Source organism: Sorangium sp. So ce367, assembly GCF_051520455.1.
Taxonomy (GTDB): Bacteria; Myxococcota_A; Polyangia; order Polyangiales; family Polyangiaceae; genus Sorangium; species Sorangium cellulosum_B.
Map to the genome: position 1 here is coordinate 489329 of NZ_CP150334.1, position 19487 is coordinate 508815.

The 19487-nt window shown below is 70.6% G+C and carries 14 protein-coding genes; 9 read left to right on the forward strand and 5 right to left on the reverse strand.

The annotated features are described in order from the left end of the window. Nucleotides 1-235: 235 nt before the first annotated feature. Nucleotides 236-817, reverse strand: a complete 582-nt coding sequence (locus WME97_RS01865; protein ID WP_437549007.1) for a cupin domain-containing protein — start codon at nucleotides 815-817, stop codon at nucleotides 236-238. A gap of 649 nt (nucleotides 818-1466) precedes the next feature. After that, the gene (locus WME97_RS01870) at nucleotides 1467-2705 is read right to left on the reverse strand and encodes a class I SAM-dependent rRNA methyltransferase (RefSeq protein ID WP_437549009.1); all 1239 of its coding nucleotides are present in this window, start codon (nucleotides 2703-2705) and stop codon (nucleotides 1467-1469) included. Nucleotides 2706-2735: 30 nt separating this feature from the next. On the opposite strand from WME97_RS01870, the gene WME97_RS01875 reads away from it, so the two are divergent. The 4 genes from WME97_RS01875 (at nucleotide 2736) to WME97_RS01890 (ending at nucleotide 9482) form a co-directional block, all read left to right on the forward strand. Further along, a complete protein-coding gene (locus WME97_RS01875; RefSeq protein WP_437549011.1) occupies nucleotides 2736-3809 on the forward strand; it encodes a hypothetical protein in 1074 nt (357 codons plus the stop codon). Nucleotides 3810-4434: 625 nt separating this feature from the next. Then, nucleotides 4435-5523 (forward strand): FIST signal transduction protein, encoded by a 1089-nt coding sequence (locus WME97_RS01880; protein ID WP_437549013.1) that lies wholly within the window; start codon nucleotides 4435-4437, stop codon nucleotides 5521-5523. Nucleotides 5524-5548: 25 nt separating this feature from the next. Beyond that, nucleotides 5549-7420 carry an ATP-binding protein gene (locus WME97_RS01885; RefSeq protein ID WP_437549015.1) on the forward strand — a complete coding sequence of 624 codons (1872 nt, stop codon included), beginning with the start codon at nucleotides 5549-5551 and terminating at the stop codon, nucleotides 7418-7420. A 112-nt stretch (nucleotides 7421-7532) separates the two neighbouring features. Further along, the gene (locus WME97_RS01890; RefSeq protein ID WP_437549016.1) at nucleotides 7533-9482 is read left to right on the forward strand and encodes a 4-alpha-glucanotransferase; all 1950 of its coding nucleotides are present in this window, start codon (nucleotides 7533-7535) and stop codon (nucleotides 9480-9482) included. Nucleotides 9483-9641: 159 nt separating this feature from the next. Here the strand turns inward: WME97_RS01890 and WME97_RS01895 are convergent, their stop codons facing one another. The 3 genes from WME97_RS01895 to WME97_RS01905 all read right to left on the reverse strand — a co-directional run bounded on the left by WME97_RS01895 (nucleotide 9642) and on the right by WME97_RS01905 (nucleotide 12349). Then, nucleotides 9642-10295 carry a transposase gene (locus WME97_RS01895; protein ID WP_437542332.1) on the reverse strand — a complete coding sequence of 218 codons (654 nt, stop codon included), beginning with the start codon at nucleotides 10293-10295 and terminating at the stop codon, nucleotides 9642-9644. Beyond that, nucleotides 10292-10780, reverse strand: coding sequence for a helix-turn-helix domain-containing protein (locus tag WME97_RS01900; RefSeq protein ID WP_437541932.1), 489 nt, complete (start codon nucleotides 10778-10780; stop codon nucleotides 10292-10294). Before WME97_RS01900 ends, WME97_RS01895 begins: the two co-directional genes overlap by 4 nt. Nucleotides 10781-10852: 72 nt before the next feature. Next, nucleotides 10853-12349 carry a hypothetical protein gene (locus WME97_RS01905; RefSeq protein WP_437549017.1) on the reverse strand — a complete coding sequence of 499 codons (1497 nt, stop codon included), beginning with the start codon at nucleotides 12347-12349 and terminating at the stop codon, nucleotides 10853-10855. Nucleotides 12350-12548: 199 nt separating this feature from the next. On the opposite strand from WME97_RS01905, the gene WME97_RS01910 reads away from it, so the two are divergent. The 5 genes from WME97_RS01910 (at nucleotide 12549) to WME97_RS01930 (ending at nucleotide 18977) form a co-directional block, all read left to right on the forward strand. Beyond that, nucleotides 12549-14243: a serine/threonine protein kinase gene (locus WME97_RS01910; protein ID WP_437549019.1), complete on the forward strand. Its 1695-nt coding sequence runs from the start codon at nucleotides 12549-12551 to the stop codon at nucleotides 14241-14243. Then, nucleotides 14240-15244, forward strand: a complete 1005-nt coding sequence (locus tag WME97_RS01915) for a PEGA domain-containing protein (protein ID WP_437549021.1) — start codon at nucleotides 14240-14242, stop codon at nucleotides 15242-15244. Before WME97_RS01910 ends, WME97_RS01915 begins: the two co-directional genes overlap by 4 nt. A 187-nt stretch (nucleotides 15245-15431) precedes the next feature. Then, complete coding sequence (locus WME97_RS01920) at nucleotides 15432-16382, forward strand: hypothetical protein (RefSeq protein WP_437549023.1); 951 nt, start codon at nucleotides 15432-15434, stop codon at nucleotides 16380-16382. A gap of 42 nt (nucleotides 16383-16424) precedes the next feature. Beyond that, on the forward strand, nucleotides 16425-17198 hold the full coding sequence (locus tag WME97_RS01925; RefSeq protein ID WP_437549025.1) for a thioesterase II family protein: 774 nt from the start codon (nucleotides 16425-16427) through the stop codon (nucleotides 17196-17198). A gap of 132 nt (nucleotides 17199-17330) precedes the next feature. Then, nucleotides 17331-18977, forward strand: a complete 1647-nt coding sequence (locus WME97_RS01930; protein ID WP_012232992.1) for a fumarate hydratase — start codon at nucleotides 17331-17333, stop codon at nucleotides 18975-18977. Nucleotides 18978-19487 lie beyond the last annotated feature (510 nt).

Genomic DNA, 19487 nt, shown 5'->3' on the forward strand with positions numbered 1-19487 from the left:
GATCCTTTATCGAAATATTGCCAAGCGGAATGATCAAAATCGTTCGTGCGATGAGCGCAAGGCACATCTCGATCATGTCCGAGCTCCTGCCCGAGGCAGTTCATCCGTTCATCCGTGCCGCGCCCTGCGCTGTCGGCGCGGCGCGGCGCCGGCAGGGGACGGGGCTTGGCCCTGAACAGCCGGCGCCGCCGTGGCTCGGCGGGGGCTGTCCGCGGATGGACCGCGAGGGCAGGCGCTACTCTGTGGGAGGATCGGTGAAGAGCATACCAGTCGTCGCCGTGAGCTTCTCCAGGACTGCGGGCCCGAAGCGCTCGGCGAAGCGCGCCCTGTCCTCGGGCGCGATGACGATGTCGCCCGGCTCGTCTTCGCGCTCGTCCGTGATGATGGCGAGGAGCAGCCCGGGCTCCTGGCCGACGTTCTCGAACTGCCGGTAGACGCCCACGGGCACGTCGATCATATCGAAGGGCTCGAGCGTCGTCTCGTCCGTGGCGCCCTCGTTCCAGCGCAGCGCGAAGCGTCCAGCGAGGCACAGAAATACCTCCCTCGAGCGACGGTGTGCGTGCAGAGGGACCTTGTCGCCAGGCCTGCAGCTGACGATGCCCACGCTCATGCCTTTGGGGCCGACGATGGCCGGCGCCGTCCCCTCGCGCGCGTCCCCCGCCGCGTGCGCCATCAGGAGATACAGAGGAGGGTTCACGGCGTCGAACGCCTCCTGTGGGATGCTGGTGTCAACGGTGTGATTCACGTAAGCCCGGAGCTCGCCGAACCGCGCGATGCGCGAGCGCATCTGCTCCGGGGTGATCTTCAGCGTCGTCATGATAGATCCCCCTTGTCTGCCGCGTCCGAGCTCATGGACCGCTCGGCGCGGCTCTTCTCCAAAGATACCGCGGGCTATGGCGGTGCGCTCGATCGATTCCCTGCTTCGAATCGACTTTATCGCTCGCTATCGTCGCGCGTCACGCGTCGCACGCGGTGGGGCGCGCGTGAGCCGTGTGTTGGCTGAGCAATGGACAATACTGGGCCAGTGTAGTAGCGTGGCCCGGGAAGGCCGATCTCTGGAGGCGCTCGGAAACGTCGAGGCGTGATGCTGCCGATCCCGCGGAGCGCCGGACGGTCAAGCCGATACGGCCGCGGCGCGTGTCGGTCATGCCTTTGTGAACGACATTGAATTCCAGGGACAGCCGTTTCCGCCAGGCCCGCAGCGCAGGGGTCATTAGCGAATTCCAGGGACAGCCGTTTCCGCCAGGCCCGCAGCGCAGGGGTCATTGGCGAATTCCAGGGACAGCCGTTTCCGCTATGCCGGCAGCACCTGCGTCACTGGCTGTCCGGTGGTCAATCGCCTCGACCCGCAGGTGATCTCCGGCGGAGGTCTCGCGGCGGCCGGCTCCGGCCACCTCTGCTGCGCCGTGGCCCGTCCGGACGCGCACCCGTGAACGCGCGGCGAATCTGGCGGGCGCGTCAGCGCGTCACTCCAGCACCACGAACTTCAGATACCGCCCCTCCCACCACGCCGGCAGCGTCGGGTGGTCCTCCGGCTGCCCGTGGATCGCCCGGATCCGCAGGTCGTCCCGCTCCAGCGTGGCGTCGTCCAGCGTGGCCAGGAAGTCTTCCGCCGTGATGTGGCTCGAGCACGACGCCGCGCACAACAGGCCACCTCGATCCAGCACGCGCGCGACCGCGGCGTGCAGCCGCCGGTAGGCGCCGAGCGCGCGCGGCTTGGCGCGCTCGCTCGGCGCGAAGCTCGGCGGGTCGCAGATGATGAGATCGTACCGGTCGCCGCGCGCGCGGGCCTTCTCGAGGAAGTCGAACGCGTCCGCCGTCACGAACTCGTGGGCCGCCGGATCCACGCCGTTCTCGCGGAACGTGCGCTGCGCCGACGCGTGCGCGGCCGACGCCGAGTCGACGGAGGTGACCCGGCCCGCGCCGCCGAGCGCCGCGGCCACCGAGAAGCCCCCCGCATAGCTGAACAGGTTCAGCACGCGCCGGCGCCCGGCCGCGAGCGCGCGCACGCGGGCGCGGTTGTCGCGCTGGTCGAGGAACGCCCCCGTCTTCTGCCCGCGCGCGAGATCGACCTCCATCGCGACCCCCGTCTCCCTCACGAAGAGGCGATCCGGCAGCGGCGGCCCGTGCAGGTGCGCGAGCTTCTTCCCGTCCGCGTCCTCGCCCGCCGCCGACGCGCGCGCGCGCAGGCCGATCGAGCGCACGCCGCGGGCGCCCAGCGCGCGCGCGAGGTGCGGGAGCAGGCGATCGAGCCAGGGCGCCAGCATGTCGCCGTCGAGGCGGATCACCGCGGCGCGGTCGTACCGATCGATGACGAGCGACGGCACCCGGTCCCCCTCGCCGTTGCACAGCCGGTAGGCCGTCGTGTCGCGGCCGTCGAACCAGCCGTCGCGCAGGGCGAAGGCGCGATCGAGCCGCTCCGCGATTGCCCGCTCGTCGAGCGGCGGCGCCTGCGTGCGCTGGAAGACGCGGACGGCGATCGCCGAGTCCGCGTCCCAGAGCCCTCGCCCGAGGAACGGCGCTCCCTCGGCCGACAGCTCGACGACGTCGCCCGACGCCGCGGCGCCGCCGCGGTGCGCGCGCTCCCCGCGCTTGCCCTCGCCGCGCTTGCTCCCGTGCCCGCCGTCCGCGATGCCGTCTCGGTAGACCCATGGGTGGCCGCGGCGGACGGCGGCGGCGGCCGGCGCGGTGAGATGGACCCGCATCGACCCCGCCTAGCACGGTAAGCTCGCAGCGTGCTGCACCGAGTTCGTTCGTCCGGATGGGCCTGCCTCGGGGGGATCTCGCTTGCCGTCGCGGCAGCCTGCACGCAGGACCACGGCGTCCTCGGCCGGGATCCATCGAGCGGGGCGGCCACCTCCGGCGCCGGCGGCGGCCCGGGAGCGACAACGAGCGGCGCGACGACGACCACGGGCGCGGGCGGCGGCGCGGTCGAGCCGCCGGGGCCGACGAGGCTCACGGTGGTGAACGGCATCAGCGATCACGACGCGGTCCGCTTCTGCTTCCTCGCGTACCCCGACGGGACGGGCGCCGGCGTGGACCCCTGGCCGGGCGCCGCCGCGGGCCTCGCGTTCGCCCGGGCCCAGGAGGTCGAGCCGCTCGGCGCGGCGATCCCCGAGGGGACGAGCCTGCGCGCGCACGTGATCGCCGGCGACCTCCGCGCGACGGAGGGGCTCGACTGCGCGGAGATCCTCGCGCTCGCGGCGGAGAGCGCGGCCCCGATCGTGGCCGCGGGGCTCCCCGTGCTGCCGGCGCCCGTGTTCGCCGAGGAGAAGAGCCTCCTCCTGGTCGCCACCGGATGCCTCGGCGGCGAGGGGCACACGCACGAGAGCGAGAAGGAAGGCTGCGGCGACGCCTACACGATCGACACGCCGACCGCCGGCCTCGTCGCGGTCGCCATGTCGCGGCGGACGACGTTCGACAGGGTGAGCCTGCAGGTCGCGCACGCGAGCGCGGCGACGCCGGTGGTCCATGTGGACCTGACGCCTGGGCGCGACGACGCGACCGGGGTGACGCTCGCGCAGGACCTCTCCTACGGCGCGATCGCGCCGTTCCCGCCGTCCACCGGGCTCTCGGTGAGCGACCTCGGCGCGCTCGACGAGGTCGCGATCGAGACCCGCGATCCCATCGAGGGGACGGTGACGTCGTCGGTGCCGATGCGCGAGATCCTGGCGAGCAGCGACGTGCCGGCGGCCGACATCGGGGACGGTCAGGGGTTCGTGCTTGTCGCCGTCGGGGCCGCTCCGGGGGCGGAACAGGGCGGGTTCTGGCACCCCCTGACGTACTCGCTCTTGCGGGCGAATCCCTGAGCTTGTTCCCGAAACATCCCATTACAGGCGAGGTTCCGGGGTTCACCGTCTCTCGTCGGACGGAACGACCACGCCTCGCCTGGCAGCGCGCCGTGGACTCGCCTTGATTCCGCCTCGGGCATCAAGGCCCCATCGAGCGCGGTTCGCAATGCCACGATCCTGCCGTGTGGTGCCGTGTTGTCCAGGTTTTGCGCAAGACCCTGATTGCTCCTGTACGGCCGACTCGAGTGTGTCCGGCGTGTCTGCCGAGCTTGCAGCGCGCGTTGTCTTATTGGAGGATGAGGGTCCTGCCCCCTTGGTGTCAGGCGCCTCCCTCTCTCCTCGCAGATCAGCGCTCCGCGGGCCTCCTCACGGCTCTGTCTGGCTCTTCGGCGAGGAGCGTCGCGCCGGGAAAATCGTGAGTCGCTCGACGAACGGGAGCGCCCTGTACGGATGACATCACGGGACAATCACCCGCCGTGACGATCGGATGAATCTCCAGTATAACGCGAGTGCCGAAATTCCGATGGGGGGAGGGAACATGGCGACACAGGTATTTGTCGGGGCGAGCTCCGCGGCGGATCCGAGAGAGGCTGCTTCAGAGGCCGTGGCGACGGCGCTCCGCGGGGCTTCCCGCACGGAGCATGTGGCGCGACCGGCATTCGCCCTCGTCTTATCGACGGACCAGTACGACGCCGACGCGCTCGCCGCGGCCGTGACGAGCCAGCTGCCGGGCGTCCCCTGGGCGGGGTGCTGCACTGCCGGGGTCTTCGCCGGCAGCCGGCTGCTCCGGCAGGGGCTCGTGGTGGGGCTCGTCGCCTCGGAGACGGTGCGTGTCGGCGTCGGGGTCGCGCAGCCGGTGAGCCAGGACGGGCGGCGCGCCGGCGTGCTCGCCGCCTCGCGCGCCCTCGAGGCGTTCCCGTCGTCCGTCGCTCCCGGGTGGAGCCGCGCGCTCATCGTGCTGCCGGACGCGGTCACGGGCAACGCCGCCGACGTGGTGCGCGGCGCGGTCGAGGTCGGCGGGACGGGCGTCGTCTGGGCTGGCGGCGGCGCGGGCGACAACCTCCGCTTCGTGCGCACCGCGCAGTTCGCTGGCGGCAGCGCCTACTCGGACAGCGTGGTCGTCGTCGCGATCGACTCGCCGGCGCGCATGGCGACCGGCATCCGCCACGGCTTCCGGCCGTATGGCCCGCCCACGATGGTCACCCGCGCCGAGGGCACGGTCCTCGCCGAGCTCGAGTACGAGGGCGCCTTCTCGGTCTACCAGCGCACCGCGCGGGCGAGGGGGGATCAGGTGAACATCGACGGCTTCGCCACGTTCGCCATGACCCACCCGCTCGGCATCCCGCAGGCCGACGGCGAGCACGTCATCCGCGATCCGCTGCGCGTCGTCTCGCCGGGGGGGCTCTACTGCGTCGGCGAGGTCCCGGACGGGTGCCTCATCCGCGTCATGGAGGGCGACCCCATCGGCCTCGTCGGCGCCGCGCGCGAGGCCGCGACCACGGCGCGCGAGGCGGTGGCCGGGCCCATCGCCGGCGCGTTCGTGTTCGACTGCATCTCGCGGTGCATGATGCTCGGCGACACGGTGCGCGACGAGCTGACCACCTTCGAGAGCGAGCTCGGCGAGAGCGTCCCGGTGATGGGATGTCTGACGTTTGGAGAGGTCGGTACGCTGGGCCGAGGAGTACCGCAGTTTCACAACAAGACCGCTGTCGTGCTCGCCCTGGGGGCCTGAGCGCGGGAGCGGTTGGAGCCCTGTCATGGCGAGCGGCGAAGAGCACGAGATCCAGGAGGAACGGCTGGCGCTCCTCAGCGTCCTCCAGGAGCTCACGGTCGCGGCGCTCGACCTCTTCGATCCGCACCAGTCGATGGCGGTCTTCCTGGAGCGGCTCGCCGAGCGCCTGAGCTGCATCGCCGTGCTCGTGCTCGTCGAGCCGGCCCCGCGGGCCCCGCGGCTCCTCGACGCCGCCGGCCTGTCGGCGAGCTCGCGCGCGCTGCCCATCCCGCCGGGCTCGCCCGCCGCGTCGGGCGAGCCCAGCGGCGCGGGCGCGGGCCTCTCCTTGCCGTACCCCGAGCTCGCGCGGCCCGGGCTCGTGACGTGGCACTTCTCGCTGGAGGGGCAGGGCGACAGCGGCGCGTCCAGCCTCCTCCTCTGCTTCGAGAGCGAGCCCCCGTTCGCGCCCCGGTACCGGGGCATGATGCGCCGGCTCACGGCGACCTTCCGCACGGCGCTCGTGCACCGCCTGCTCTACGCCCGCATGATCGAGAACGAGCGCGAGCGGGCGCGGAACCTCGCCGCCGCGGAGGCGGGGCGCGCGGCGGCGGAGGCGGCGCAGCGGCGCGCGGCCTTCCTCTCGGAGGCGAGCCGGCTGCTCTCGAGCTCGCTCAATTACGAGGCGACGCTGGTGCGCGTCGCGCGCCTGCCGGTCCCGTTCGTCGCGGACTGGTGCATGGTCGACATCATCGAGCGCGAGGCGATGCTCCGGCGCGCGGTCGTCGTCCACGCCGATCCGCAGAAGAGCGAGCTCGCGCGCCTCCTGCAGGGCCAGACGCCGATGGACTCGGTCCTCCCGTCCGGCGTCGCCAGCGTGCTGGAGACGGGCGAGGCGGCGCTCTGCGAGGTCGCGGGCGCGCCCCTCGCCCCGGCGAGCGAGCGCGGCTCGTACGACAGCGAGCCGCCGGTGTCGGCCAGCGAGGCGCTCCTCATGGAGCTCGGCCTCCGGCGTTACATCTCCGTGCCGCTCGTCACGCGCGGCACGATGCTCGGCGTGCTCACCATCGCGTCCGGCCGCGACGATCTGATGTACGGCGTGGAGGACCGGGCGCTCGCCGAGGATCTCGGGCGCAGGGCCGCGCTGGCGATCGACAACGCGCGGCTGTACGAGAGCGCGCAGCGGGCGATCCGGGCCCGGGAGGAGCTCGTCGCGGTGGTGTCGCACGATCTCAAGAGCCCGCTCGCCACCATCGTCATGAACACGAGCCTCCTGCGCCGGAAGCTGCCGGGCGCGGACGAGGCGGTCGACGTGCGGCGCCCTGTCGAGCGCATCCAGAAGGCGGCCGATCGCATGAACCGCCTCATCCGCGATCTGCTCGATCTGGCGAAGCTCGACGGTGGCCACATCTCGATCCAGCCGGTGCCCCACGACGTCGCTGGCCTGCTCGGCGACGCCATCGAGCTCTTGCGGGAGGAGGCGGCGGAGAAGTCGCTGCGCCTCGAGCAGAGCGTCGAGCTCGGCGTCGATCGGGCGCTCTGCGATCGCGAGCGGATCCTGCAGGTGATCGCCAACCTCGTCGGCAATGCGATCAAGTTCACGTCGGCCGGCGGCGAGGTCGCGATCCGGGCCGAGCCGTGGGGCCGGGAGGTGCGCCTCTCGGTGCGGGACACCGGCCCGGGCATCCCGGAGGACCAGCGGGCGCGGATCTTCGAGCGCTACTGGCAGGCGAAGGAGACGGCCCACAAGGGCACCGGGCTCGGCCTCTCGATCGCGAAGGCGCTCGTCGAGGTGCACGGCGGGCGGATCTGGGTCGAGAGCAAGGTGGGCGAGGGCAGCACGTTCTTCTTCACGCTGCCGATGGTGGAGGCCACGAGCGCGACCTCGGGAGTCGCGGCAGGCACGCGCCTCGGGGCCTGACAGCTGCATTCGGGGTTTGCCGTACAGCGGTGTAATCACATCTCCGAGGCAGGAGGGTCTCTTCGCCTTGCGCGTTGGCGGTCCGATCCGTTCATCGCTATACCTTGCCTCGATGAAGGACGTCGGGAACGACAGGGGCGAAACGGCGCCGGCCGAGGCTCGATGGGGCGATGACGAGCGGGGGCTCGTCGAGGCCGCGCTCGGGCTGCTGGGCATCCGCAACCTCGTGCTCGCGATCCACGATCCGAGCTTTCCCTCGGACGACGCCGAGGACATCGGGCGCGGGTCCCCGAACACCGAGGGGGGGCGCCGATTCCTCCGGTTCGCGCGGGATCTCGGCTTCAACGGCGTCCAGCTGGGGCCGCAGGGGGAGACCTCTGCCGACAACGCGTCTCCGTATGACGGCACCATCTTCTCGCGGAGCACGCTGTCGATCGCGCTCGCCGGGCTGGTCGAGGACGGCCCCTCTGGCGCGCTCCTCCGCCCCGAGTCGCTCCGGGAGATCGTCGCCGGGCGGCCTCCTGGCAGCGAGGCGCGCGCGCAGCACGGCCATGCCTACCGCGCGCAGCGCGCCGCGCTCCGCGAGGCGTACGCGTCGTTCGAGGGCCGGCGGAGGCGCGGCGATCTCGGCGACCTCGAGAGCCGCCTCGACGCCTTTACGCGGCGGAACGCCGTGTGGCTCGAGAGGGACGGGCTCTACGGCCCGCTCTGCGCCGAGCACCGGAGCGGCTGGTTTCACGGCTGGTCTGGCGAGCCCGATCTCGACCGGCGCCTCTACGCGCCTGGCCCTGGCGAGGTGGTCGCGTGCGGGGAGCGCAGGAGAGCGCTCCTCGACAGGTACCGCGAAGAGCTCCGCTTTTACGCCTTCTGCCAGCTCCTCGCGCACGAGCAGCACGCGGCGCTCCGGACGGTGACGGCCGATCTCGGGCTCAAGCTCTACGGCGATCTGCAGATAGGCTACTCGCCTCAGGATGCCTGGGCCTATCAATCGGTCTTCCTCAGGGGGTATCTCATGGGCGCGCCGCCGAGCCGGACCAACCCGGAGGGCCAGGTGTGGAGCTACCCTGTCCTGGATCCCGCGCAGTACGCCGATGCGTCGTCCGGCGGGCTCGCGCTCGTCCGGGCGCGCATGGACAAGATGTTCGACGAGTTCGACGGGGTGCGCCTCGATCACCCGCACGGGCTCGTCTGCCCCTGGGTCTATGCGGCCGACGCCCCCGATCCGCTCCGCGCCGTCCAGGGCGGGGCGCGGCTCTTCTCGTCGCCCGACCTGCCGGAGCACCCGTTGCTCGCGCGGTACGCCATCGTCTCTCCCGGGCAGCTGAACCGCGCCGTGCCCCGGTATGCCGACGACTGGGTGACCTCGCTGTCTCCGGAGCAGGTCGGGCGCTACAGCGTCATCTTCGACACGATCGCGCGCTGCGCGGAGGCCCGCGGGCGCGCCATCTCCGACGTCGTGTGCGAGGTCCTGAGCACGCTCCCGTACCCGCTCGGGGCCGTCCTTGAACGGCACGGGCTGGGGCGCTTCCGGGTCACGCAGAAGGCCGATCTCGACAACCCGAAGGACGTCTATCGCAGCGAGAACGCCGCGCCCGCCGACTGGATCATGGTGGGGACCCACGACACGCCGCCGCTCTGGAGGCTCCTCGACACCTGGGAGCGCGCCTCCGCGCTGGGGCGGCAGGCGGCGTACCTGGCGACGCGCCTCGCGCCCTCGCCGGCCGAGGAGGGCGCGATGGCGCGCGCGCTCGCGTCCGACCCTCGCGCGCTGGCGCTGGCCAAGCTCGCCGACCTCTTCGCCAGCCCGGCGTCGAACGTGATGGTCTTCTTCGCCGATCTGCTCGGGATGAAGGAGATCTACAACACACCCGGGACGGTGGGCGAGCACAACTGGTCGTTGCGGGTCCCTCGCGATTACGAGCGGTCCTATCTGGAGATGCGCGCGCGCGGCGCGGCCCTCGATCTCCCGCGCGCGCTCGCGCTCGCGCTGCGCGCGCGGGGAGGCGCGGAGTCGGCGGAGCGCGGGAACCTCGCCAGGCGGCTGGAGCGCTGCCCGCGCTAGAGCGGCGGTCACCCGCTTCGGATACGGGCCCATCTCGACGTTTTCGGTGCTCAGCGCACTGGAGTGCGCTTCCGCGCCGAAAACGCCGATCTGGACCCGTCTCCTGTGCGGCTGACCGCCGCTCTGCGACGCTCGTACTAGGCTCAGCTGAAAACCGCTCTAGAGCGATTCGCGATTGGGTTTGGTACAGACCGTGCCCCTCGAGCTGGGCGTTGGCGGATCCCGAGCGCGACTTTTGCGAGGCGTGCGAGCCCGCGGCGCACGGCTCCGAGGCGTGCCCCTGCGCTGCGGTCTGGGACGAGGAGGTCGGTCGAGGTAACCCGCATGGCGGAACCAGCCTTCGGCGTCCTTCGGCGTCACCTGGTGGAGGGCCCTGTCCATCGCGTCGAGCACGCCCACCACGGTCCGCTGCCCAGCGGTGCGGAGGGTCTGCTTGATCTTGCTGCCACACTCTTCCACCGGCGAGAAATCCGGCGAGTAAGGCGGCAGCGGGTGGTAGTCGGCACCCGTCGCCTCGATGGCCGCGCGGACCTCGGGGTATAGATGTGGCTTGAGTCGATCCACGAGCACGATGTCGCCAGGCCGCAGCACCGGAGCCAGATATTCCTGGGCGTACGTCTCAAATCGAGGACGATTCATGGCGCCTTCGAAGACCACCGGCGCCACCACCCCCTGCAGCCCCAGCCCGAGCACCAGCGTCAGGTTCGGGTCCGCGTTCGCCGGCGCCTTGCCGTAGGCCCGCTGCCCGCTCAGGGCGTAGCCATAGAGCCGGGTCATGCCCAGGTTGGCGCCGAACTCGTCGACGAAGATCAAGCGGCGCGCATCTGTGGTCCCCGCCCAATTTTGAAAACTCGCGCGGGCCTGTTGAACGTCCGGGCGGTCTTGCTCGCTGGCACCCAACGTCCTTTTTTTCGGGTGATCCCCATCCGGTGCAGCGTACGGCTCATCGTCGAGACGCTGACGTGCACATGGTGACGCTGCTCCATCTGCTCGATCAGTTCCGCCAATGTCCGGTCGTTCTTCTCTTCCAGCAGCTTAATCAGTGCCCGCTCGTCCGTCTCGTCGAACTTCCGTGGCGTGCCGCCGCCGTGCGGACTCGGCGCGAGGTCGCCCGTGGCGCGCAGCTGCGTGAGATAGTTCTGCACCGTGTTCGGGGCGACCTCGAACCGCTCGGCCAGCTCCCGGATACTTCCTTCACGGTTCTGGTAGGCGTCGATGATCCGCTGCCGCAGATGGATGCTGTACGGGCCCATGCGGTAGGCAGCAGCATCAGCGATGCCACCGTCCCGCCCGACCATGCTCAGCTTGTACCAAGCTCAACTGCAAATCGCTCTAACTGAGAATTCCCCCGAAAAATCCGGGGAGGTACTTCAGTTCGGGCTCCACACCGCCCACTTCCCCGAGGTGGCCCATGTGTCGCTCGCATCCTTGAACGCCCCGATGAACGCGGCGCTCCCGTCGAAGAACCCGTCCGGCGGCGCGACCGCGTCCTTGGTCAGGGACGCCGCGGGACCGAACACCGGCGCGGACGGGTCGAAGCAGCCCTGGATACCCGGGTCCTCCTGCCGATTCTTCCGATCGGGCTCGCTCAGGAACGCGATCTCATCGAAGCCGCCGTCGTCGTCCTGGAGGATGCCTGTCCCGTCGCTCGTCTCGGCGTAGGCGAGGTCATTCACCAGATTGAAGAAGATCGAGCTCGCTATGTTCTGCTCGGGATCCGGGTCGCGCACGTCGAGGCCCGACTCGAAGCCCGTGACGATCGTGTTGGCGATGTTCGCCTTCGTCGACCGGCGGAGGAGGATGCCGTACTGCTCCTTGTCCACGTCCACGCCTTTCCCGCAGAGCGTCGCGTTGTAGATCGTCGGCTCGCTCCGGGGCTCGAGCGCAGGCGTGAGCGCGAGCGGGTCGTTGTCCCCCTCGAGCCCGTTCGTCTCCTCCGCGACGTTCGGGTCCTGCTGCGCCACGAGGAACTGGAGCTTTCCGCGATAACCCTGGTCCCAGTCGAAGGCGTCGTCGCCGCTGTACTGGCAGGCGAGGTGCTTTGCGTTCACCGTGCCCCCGAAGAACTCGAAGCAGTCGTCGGACACGTGCCTCACCTGGACGAAATCGATGATCGTCCCCCTGCCGACCCCGCCGAGGGTGAGCCCGTTGATCTCGTTGTTCGGCGCGAGCTTCACGCCGGAGTACTCGATGCGCACATATTTGAGCGTGCCGCTCGAGTCGTTCTCGTCGATGCCCCCGTATCGCCCGTTGTTCGTCAACCCCTCGATCTGGCCCGGGGTGCGTGCGCCGTTCGCGTCCACGTGGTTGGTCGGCGCGTTGCCGAGGAGGATGACGCCGCCCCAGTCGCCGGCCCTGCGATCCTCCGGGGGCTTGCTGCTCGTGAACACGATGGGCTCATCCCTGGTGCCCACGGCGATGAGCTTGGATCCGGGGTGCACGACGAGCGTCGCGGGGACCTGCGGGTTCGTCTCGCCGAGCACGGTCGTGCCCTTCTCGATGGTCAGCGTCGCCCCGGCCGAGACGTTCACCTGGCCCTTGAGGATGTACTTCTTGTCACATCTGAGCGTGAAATCCTCCGTGATATCCCCGGTGATCTCGACGGTCGGCTTGTCGGCCGCCGCGCACCCGCCTGGCGGGTCGTCGCCCCCGCCGCCGGCTGAGCCGCTCGACGAGGGGACGCAGGTGCTGTCCGTGCGATCGCAGATGGCGCCGTCGAACTGCGCGCAGTCCGCGTCGGAAGTGCATTGCACGTCCCGCTGCTCGATGATGAGCGAGCACGCGAGGGCGCTCGTGGCGAGCGCGCCCATGGCCAGCGCGAGGGCGGCGGCAGGTGGTGAATCGACGGGGCTGCGCTCATGGTTCATTGCAATCACCCGATGGCGAGGGAATCGTCTCTGTCAGGCAGGACCGCGCTGTCCGGCCGACCGGGACGTGGCGACACCGTCGCTGACAGGCCATCGCATTCGCGAGAACGTTACATGACGGCCGCTTCGAGGTAACAGGTCGCGGGCATTCTCCGGGCCGGGCTGGCCTCCCTCTGGGGACCGATCCGGCACAGGTCGAATGAGCGCTCCCAGCGATCCCAATGGTTGGCGGAAATATCGCCCGATCGCCGAGATCGGCAGGGGAGGTATGGCCGACGTCTGCCTCGCGGTCGCCCAGGGCCCGGTGGGATTCAACAAGCTCGTCGTGCTGAAGCGGGTGCGGCCCGAGCTCGTGGAGGACGCCGACATCCTGGCCATGTTCCTCGACGAGGCGCGGCTCGCGGCCCGATTGAATCATCCGAACGTCGTTCAGACGTACGAGGTCGGCGACGAGGGAGCGCGCTTCTTCATCGCGATGGAGTACCTCGACGGCCAGCCGCTCGGCAGCATTCGCTCCCGCGTGGGGCACGACAAGGTGCCGCTCGCGCTCCAGGTTCGCGTCCTGTGCGACGCGCTGGCCGGGCTCCATTACGCGCACAACCTGCGCGATTTCGACGGAACACCCATCCACGTCGTCCACCGCGACGTGAGTCCGCAGAACATCTTCGTCACCTATGATGGCGTGATCAAGGTCGTCGACTTCGGTATCGCCAAGGCGGCCGACTCGCTGACGGAGACGCGCACCGGAACGCTCAAGGGCAAGGTCTCGTACATGTCGCCGGAGCAAGCGCGCGGAGAGCGCGTCGACCGGCGCTCCGACGTCTTCTCGGTGGGGGTGATCCTCTGGGAGGCGCTTGCCCGGAGGCGCATGTGGAAGGGCTTCAACGACCTCGCGATCCTCGGGCGGCTCGCCATCGGAGAGGTCCCGAGGCTCGCGGAAGAGGCGTCCAGGGTCGAGCTCGACCCCGAGATCGAGCGGATCTGCCAGAAGGCGCTCGCGCCCGCGCTCGAGGACCGTCATGCCTCCGCGGCCGAGCTGCAGGCGGATCTCGAGCGCTGGCTCGGCGAGCGCCACCGGGGCATGTCCGCGCGGGAGGTCGGCGAGATCGTGGCCGGCCAGTTCGCCGACGACCGGGCGCGGATCAAGCAAGTCGTGGAGGAGCAGCTGCGCGGCGTGCGCTGGACCGGGAGCTATCCGAGGGTCACGCCGGCGCCCGACCTGCCGAAGCTGAGCGCCGGTCCGATGTCGATGACGCCGACCTTGACCGCGCCCGCGGCGGTCAGCGCCTCCTCGGACGGGAGCTCGATGCTGCCCTCGGTCAGCATGACCGGCGCGAAGGAGCGCCCCGCGCGCCCGAACCGCACGATAGTCGTGATCGCGGTCACCTTCGTCGCCATCGGCGGAGCCGTGAGCGTCGGGGTCTTGCGCGCGCAGCCATGGAGGATCGCCGCGAGCGATCACCAAGAGGCGCAGGTCGCCGCGCAGCCTGCGGCGGAGCCCTCTCCGAAGCAGGAAGAGGCCATCCGCCTCGTCGTCCGCGTCTCGCCGGCCGACGCGAAGGTCTCCATCGACGGCTCGCCGATGTCGACCGGCGCCTACGAGGGCCGCCTCGCCAGGGATGGCCGCGCGCACGTCATCCGCGCGGAGGCGCCGGGTTTCCTCGCGCAGGAAGAGAAGGTCACGGCGAGCAACGATCTCTTCTTGAGCCTCGCGTTGAAGAGCGCACCGGAAGCGCAGCCGGGGAGGCTCGCCGCCATCGGTCGGAGCGCCCCGGCGAGCGTCGCCACGGCGCCGCCTGCGTCCGCCGCGCCGCCGTCGAGCGCGCCCGCGACGCCACCTGCCGAGCAGAAGCCGAAGCGGGGGATCGATCTGGAGAGCCCGTACGCCCGATGAACACCCCGAGAGCGCTCGCCCTCTGCGCCGCGATCGTGCTCAGCGCCCCGCTCGGCGCGTTCGCTCAGCCTGCCGGTAACAAGACCGAGGAGGCCGACGCCCGCTTCCGGCGAGGCGTCGAGCTCTACAACGAGGTGGATTATGGCGCTGCGCTCACCGAGTTTCGCCGCGCCTACGAGCTCGCGCCCGCATATCAGGTGCTCTACAACATCGCGGGTACGTGTTATCAGCTCAAGGACTACGCCTGCGCGCTGCGCGCCTTCGAGAGGTACCTCGCCGACGGTGGCGAGCGGATCCCGGGCGGCCGGCGGGCCGAGGTGGAGCGGGACATCGCCGTCCTGCGGAGCCGCGTCGCGACGGTGGAGATCTCGACCTCGGCGCCGGACGTCGAGATCTCCGTGGACGGCGTGCCGGCGGGCAAGACGCCGCTCGCTGAGCCCCTTCTGATGAGCGCCGGGCGCCGCCGCATCGCCGCCGAGGCGCCGGGCCGCCCGGCCGTGTTGAGGGTCGTCGACGTGGCCGGCGGCGATCACGTTCAGCTCAAGATCCAGCTCCCCGAAGCGCGAGCCCTGCACGGCCCCGGCGAGGGCGCGGGCGGCGCGCCGGCTCCGCCGCCGGCGCCGCCGGGCGCGCTGCGGATGGACCGCGCGCCTCGCCAGCAGCGGAGCGTGCCCGTGTTGCCCTGGCTCGCGACCGGCGCGCTCGCCGTGGGCGCGGCCGCCACCGGGCTCCTGGCGCTCGGCGCTTCCGGGGACCTCGACGCGGAGCTCGATCGGTATCCCGGCGACGCCCGCGCCGTCGAGCGAGCGCGGGCGAGGAGCGAGGCGCTCGCGCTCACCACCGACCTGCTCGCGGGCGCCGCCGTGCTCGCCGGCGGCATCTCGATCTACCTCACTGTCGCTGGCGCAGGCCCGGAGCGCGCCGACGGAGAGCGCGCGTCATCTCCTCCGGTGAGGCTCACGATCGCGCCGGCGTCTCTCGAGATCGCGGGCTCTTTCTAGGACCGACGCAGAGCGTCGCAGGGTCGCGACGGTCAAAACGCTTGCATCCAGCGCGCTGGAGCTGCATTGATCCGGGCGATCGCCGCGGTCATGGGGGCCTCTCCCGTGCGACGCCGCGGCGACGGTGCGACAAGGTGGTCAATCGCCCGCGCTGCCCGCGAGTTGAGAACGAGATGGGAGACACCAGGTGAGCACGACCAAAGCGTCTCTTGGGACCCTGTTCCTCATGCTCTCCCTGGCCGCGCCTGCGCTCGCGCAAGAGGCGGCGCCGCGGCAGCCCGTCACCGACAAGACGAAGGAGCGTTGGGCGAAGAGCCAGGGAGGCCGGTTCGGCTTCGAGATCGACGTCCTCAGCTCGTCTTACCAGCGGGAGATCGCGGCGGCTGCCGGCGAAGAGGCCTCCGTCGAGGAGTCGTCGCGGCTCGGCGTCGCCATCACCGCCGCCACCCAGTACAAGCTGTTCGCGGGTCTCCACCTCGACGCGGAGATCCCGTTCGTCTACGGCGACGTCTCGGGCCCCCAGTCGACAGACCTGTTCGGCAGGCGGTTCACGAGCAACGCAGGATACAGCCAATTCTTCATCGGCAATCCCACGTTCGGCCTCCACTACGCTGCCAACGCCCTGCCCATCCTCGCGCTCTTCGGCGGCATGAGCTTGACGATCCCGCTCCACCCGCACCCGGGGACGGAGCTCCAGGTCGCGTCGGTGGCGAACTTCCCCGCGCGGGCTTACTTCGATGCGCAGCGCGTGCTGCTCGCGCACTGGGCCTTCCGGGCGCGCGTCGGGACCGAGATCAACGTCGGCAAGGTCCTGTTCTTCACCCACGATCTCGCGAGTCAGGTCTTCTTTCCGACCCGCGACGGGGAGGACACGAAGACCGTGATCGAGCAGGGAAACGAGATCGAGTTCCGCCCGTTCGGGAACTTTGGCATCGGCATGCGCCTTCAGGCGGCGTTCCCTCTCTCCTCGAGCAACTCGGCCCAGCTCGCGGCGGAGCCGTTCGTCGGCTGGGAGCCGCTCGTGAAGGGCTCTTTCACCCGCGTCGGCGCGCTGGTCGCGCTCGACGACGACCTCGGCTTCGGCCTCGATCAGGGGAAGGTCGCCACCATCCGCGTCGCCCTGGGCAGCAAATGGTAGGGAGCGAGCGCCGCGGGGGCGAGCTACGCTGAGCGCTCCGTGATGACGACCCCCAGCCCGAGCCGCGACCCCTGGGTCGGCGTGCCGAGGCCGAACCCTGCTGCCCGGCTTCGACTCTTCTGTGCGCCCTATGCGGGCGGCGGCTCGTCGATCTACAGCGCCTGGTGGCGCGCGCTCCCCGCGCACACGGAGCTCTGCGCGCTCAAGCTCCCCGGCCGGGAGGCGCGCATGAGCGAGCCGCCGTTCGAGCGCCTGACGCCGCTCGTCCAGGCCCTCGCCACCGCGCTCGAGCCGTGGCTCACGAAGCCGTTCGCGCTGTATGGCCACAGCCTCGGCGCGCTCGTCTGCTTCGAGCTCGCGCGCGAGCTCCGCCGCCGGGGAGCACCGCTGCCGCGCCACCTCTTCGTGTCGGGCCGGCGCCCGCCTCACGTTCGCGGCTCGGATCCGCTCCACGGCCTGCCCGAGCCCGAGTTTCTGGAGCGGATCCGCCGCATGGGGGGCACGCCCGACGAGGTGCTGCGCGACCCGGAGCTCCTGGCGCTCTTCCTGCCTGTCCTGCGCGCGGATTTCGCGGTCAACGAGGCCGAGCCGTTCGTCCCGGGGACCCCGCTCGATTGTCCGATCTCCGCGTTCGGGGGCCTCGACGACGAGCGCGCGGACCGCGCCGATCTCGAAGGCTGGCGCCATCACACGCGCGGGGCCTTCCGGGTCGAGATGTTCCCCGGCGGACACTTCTTCCTGCGGAGCGCCCGGGAGCCGCTCCTGCGGCAGATCTCGGCCGTCCTCGGCGACGTCGAGCGCGCGCTCCCCGCGTGACGGCCGGCGCTGGGTGGGTGTTGAGCCCGGGGCGGGAGCCATGCAAAGAAGGAGGGACCCGCAGCCTCTCGGCCCCTCTGCCCCTCTTCCTCTCTGCTTCTCTGCTTCTCTGCTTCCCCGGAGACCCGAACGATGACCGATTTCCAGTACCAGGACATGCTCCCCCTCGGCCATGACGAGACCCCGTACCGCCTCGTCAGCCGCGACCATGTCTCGACCTTCGAGGCCGCCGGCTCGACGTTCCTCAAGGTCGAGCCGGAGGGGCTCACCCTGCTCGCGCGCGAGGCGATGCGCGACATCGCCCACCTCCTCCGGCCCGGTCACCTCGCGCAGCTCGCGCGGATCCTCGGCGATCCCGAGGCCTCCTCGAACGATCGCTTCGTCGCCCTCGAGCTCCTCAAGAACGCGAGCATCGCCGCGGGGGGCGTGCTCCCGTCGTGCCAGGACACCGGCACGGCCGTCGTCATGGGCAAGAAGGGCCAGCTCGTCTTCACGGGCGGCGGCGACGAGGCGGCGATCGCGCGCGGCGTCTTCGAGACCTACCGCGCGCAGAACCTGCGTTATTCGCAGCTCGCGCCGCTCGACATGTACCGGGAGGTCAACACGAACGACAACCTCCCTGCGCAGATCGAGATCTTCGCGACGGACGGCGACGCCTACAAGCTCCTGTTCATGGCGAAGGGCGGCGGCTCCGCGAACAAGAGCTATCTTTACCAGGAGACCAAGGCGCTCCTGAACCCGGAGAGCCTGCTCTCCTTCGTCGAGGCGAAGATCCGCGCGCTCGGCACCGCGGCGTGCCCGCCGTACCACCTCGCCATCGTCGTCGGCGGCACGTCGGCCGAGTACACGCTCAAGGTCGCGAAGCTCGCCTCCGCGCGCTACCTCGACACGCTCCCGGCCGACGGCAACGCGCGCGGGCGCGGCTTCCGCGACCGCGAGCTCGAGCAGAAGGTGCTCGAGCTCGCGCAGCGGACGGGGATCGGGGCGCAGTTCGGGGGCAAGTACTTCTGCCACGACGTCCGGGTCATCCGCCTGCCGCGCCACGGCGCCTCGTGCCCTGTCGGCATCGCCGTCTCGTGCTCTGCGGATCGTCAGGCGCTCGGCAAGATCACGCGCGAGGGCATCTTCCTCGAGCAGCTCGAGGCCGATCCCGCGAAGTACCTGCCCGACACCACGGACGCGGATCTCGAGGGCGAGGTCGTGAAGCTCGACCTCCGCCGTCCCATGAGCGAGATCCGCGCGGAGCTCTCGAAGTACCCCATCCGCACGCGGCTCTCGCTGAGCGGCCCGATGATCGTCGCGCGAGACATCGCGCACGCGAAGATCAAGGAGCGCCTCGATCGCGGCGACGGCATGCCGAGCTACCTGCAGGAGTTCATGGTCTACTACGCCGGGCCCGCGAAGACGCCCGCGGGCTACGCCTCCGGCTCGTTCGGCCCCACCACGGCTGGCCGGATGGACGCGTACGTCGACCTCTTCCAGGCGAACGGCGGCAGCTACGTCATGCTCGCGAAGGGCAACCGATCGCCCGCCGTCACCGCGGCGTGCAAGAAGCACGGCGGCTTCTACCTGGGCTCGATCGGCGGTCCGGCCGCGCGCCTCGCGAAGGACTGCATCAAGAAGGTCGAGGTGCTCGAGTACCCCGAGCTCGGCATGGAAGCGGTCTGGAAGATCGAGGTCGAGGATTTCCCCGCCTTCATCGTGGTGGACGACAAGGGCAACGACTTCTTCGCCGACATCAACAAGCCGGCCGGCCGGAAGCTCGAAGTCGCCGGCTGACGTCCGGAGCCCGGGAATCGCGGCCGGGCAGCTCCCCTCCGCCTCCGGCGCCGGCGCGGCGGCGCCGGCCGCCCTCTCCATCCGTGCCAGACCTTCCAGGGCCTGCGCAAACTCCGCGTCGGCGGCGGAGCGACAGCGAGGTTGACTGGCGACGATGTCCCCTCCGGATCGGCGTCGAGGACCCGGTTCCATCCGTTCGTGATACGGCTCGACACCAGCTTTCCCTGCTTCCGTCACCTGGATCGACGAGCGTGACCGAGGCAAATGGTCACATTCGAGGCGTCTTGGCGCCTGTTCAGCTCGGTGTCGGCTCGACGAGCGCTGCTGGGGCCGCGGCCCGCGGGGGCACGGTCCGTGCTTTGACCTCGTGCGGAAGGAGCTGAGCATGACAGTTCGACCTGATCGCACGGTGTCTCATGGCCGCGCTGACGCTGGGCACCACCGTTTCGAGGATCGGCACGGTGGTCCCCATGGTTCTCGCCATCAGCTGGAGGTGGATCGTCTGGACCG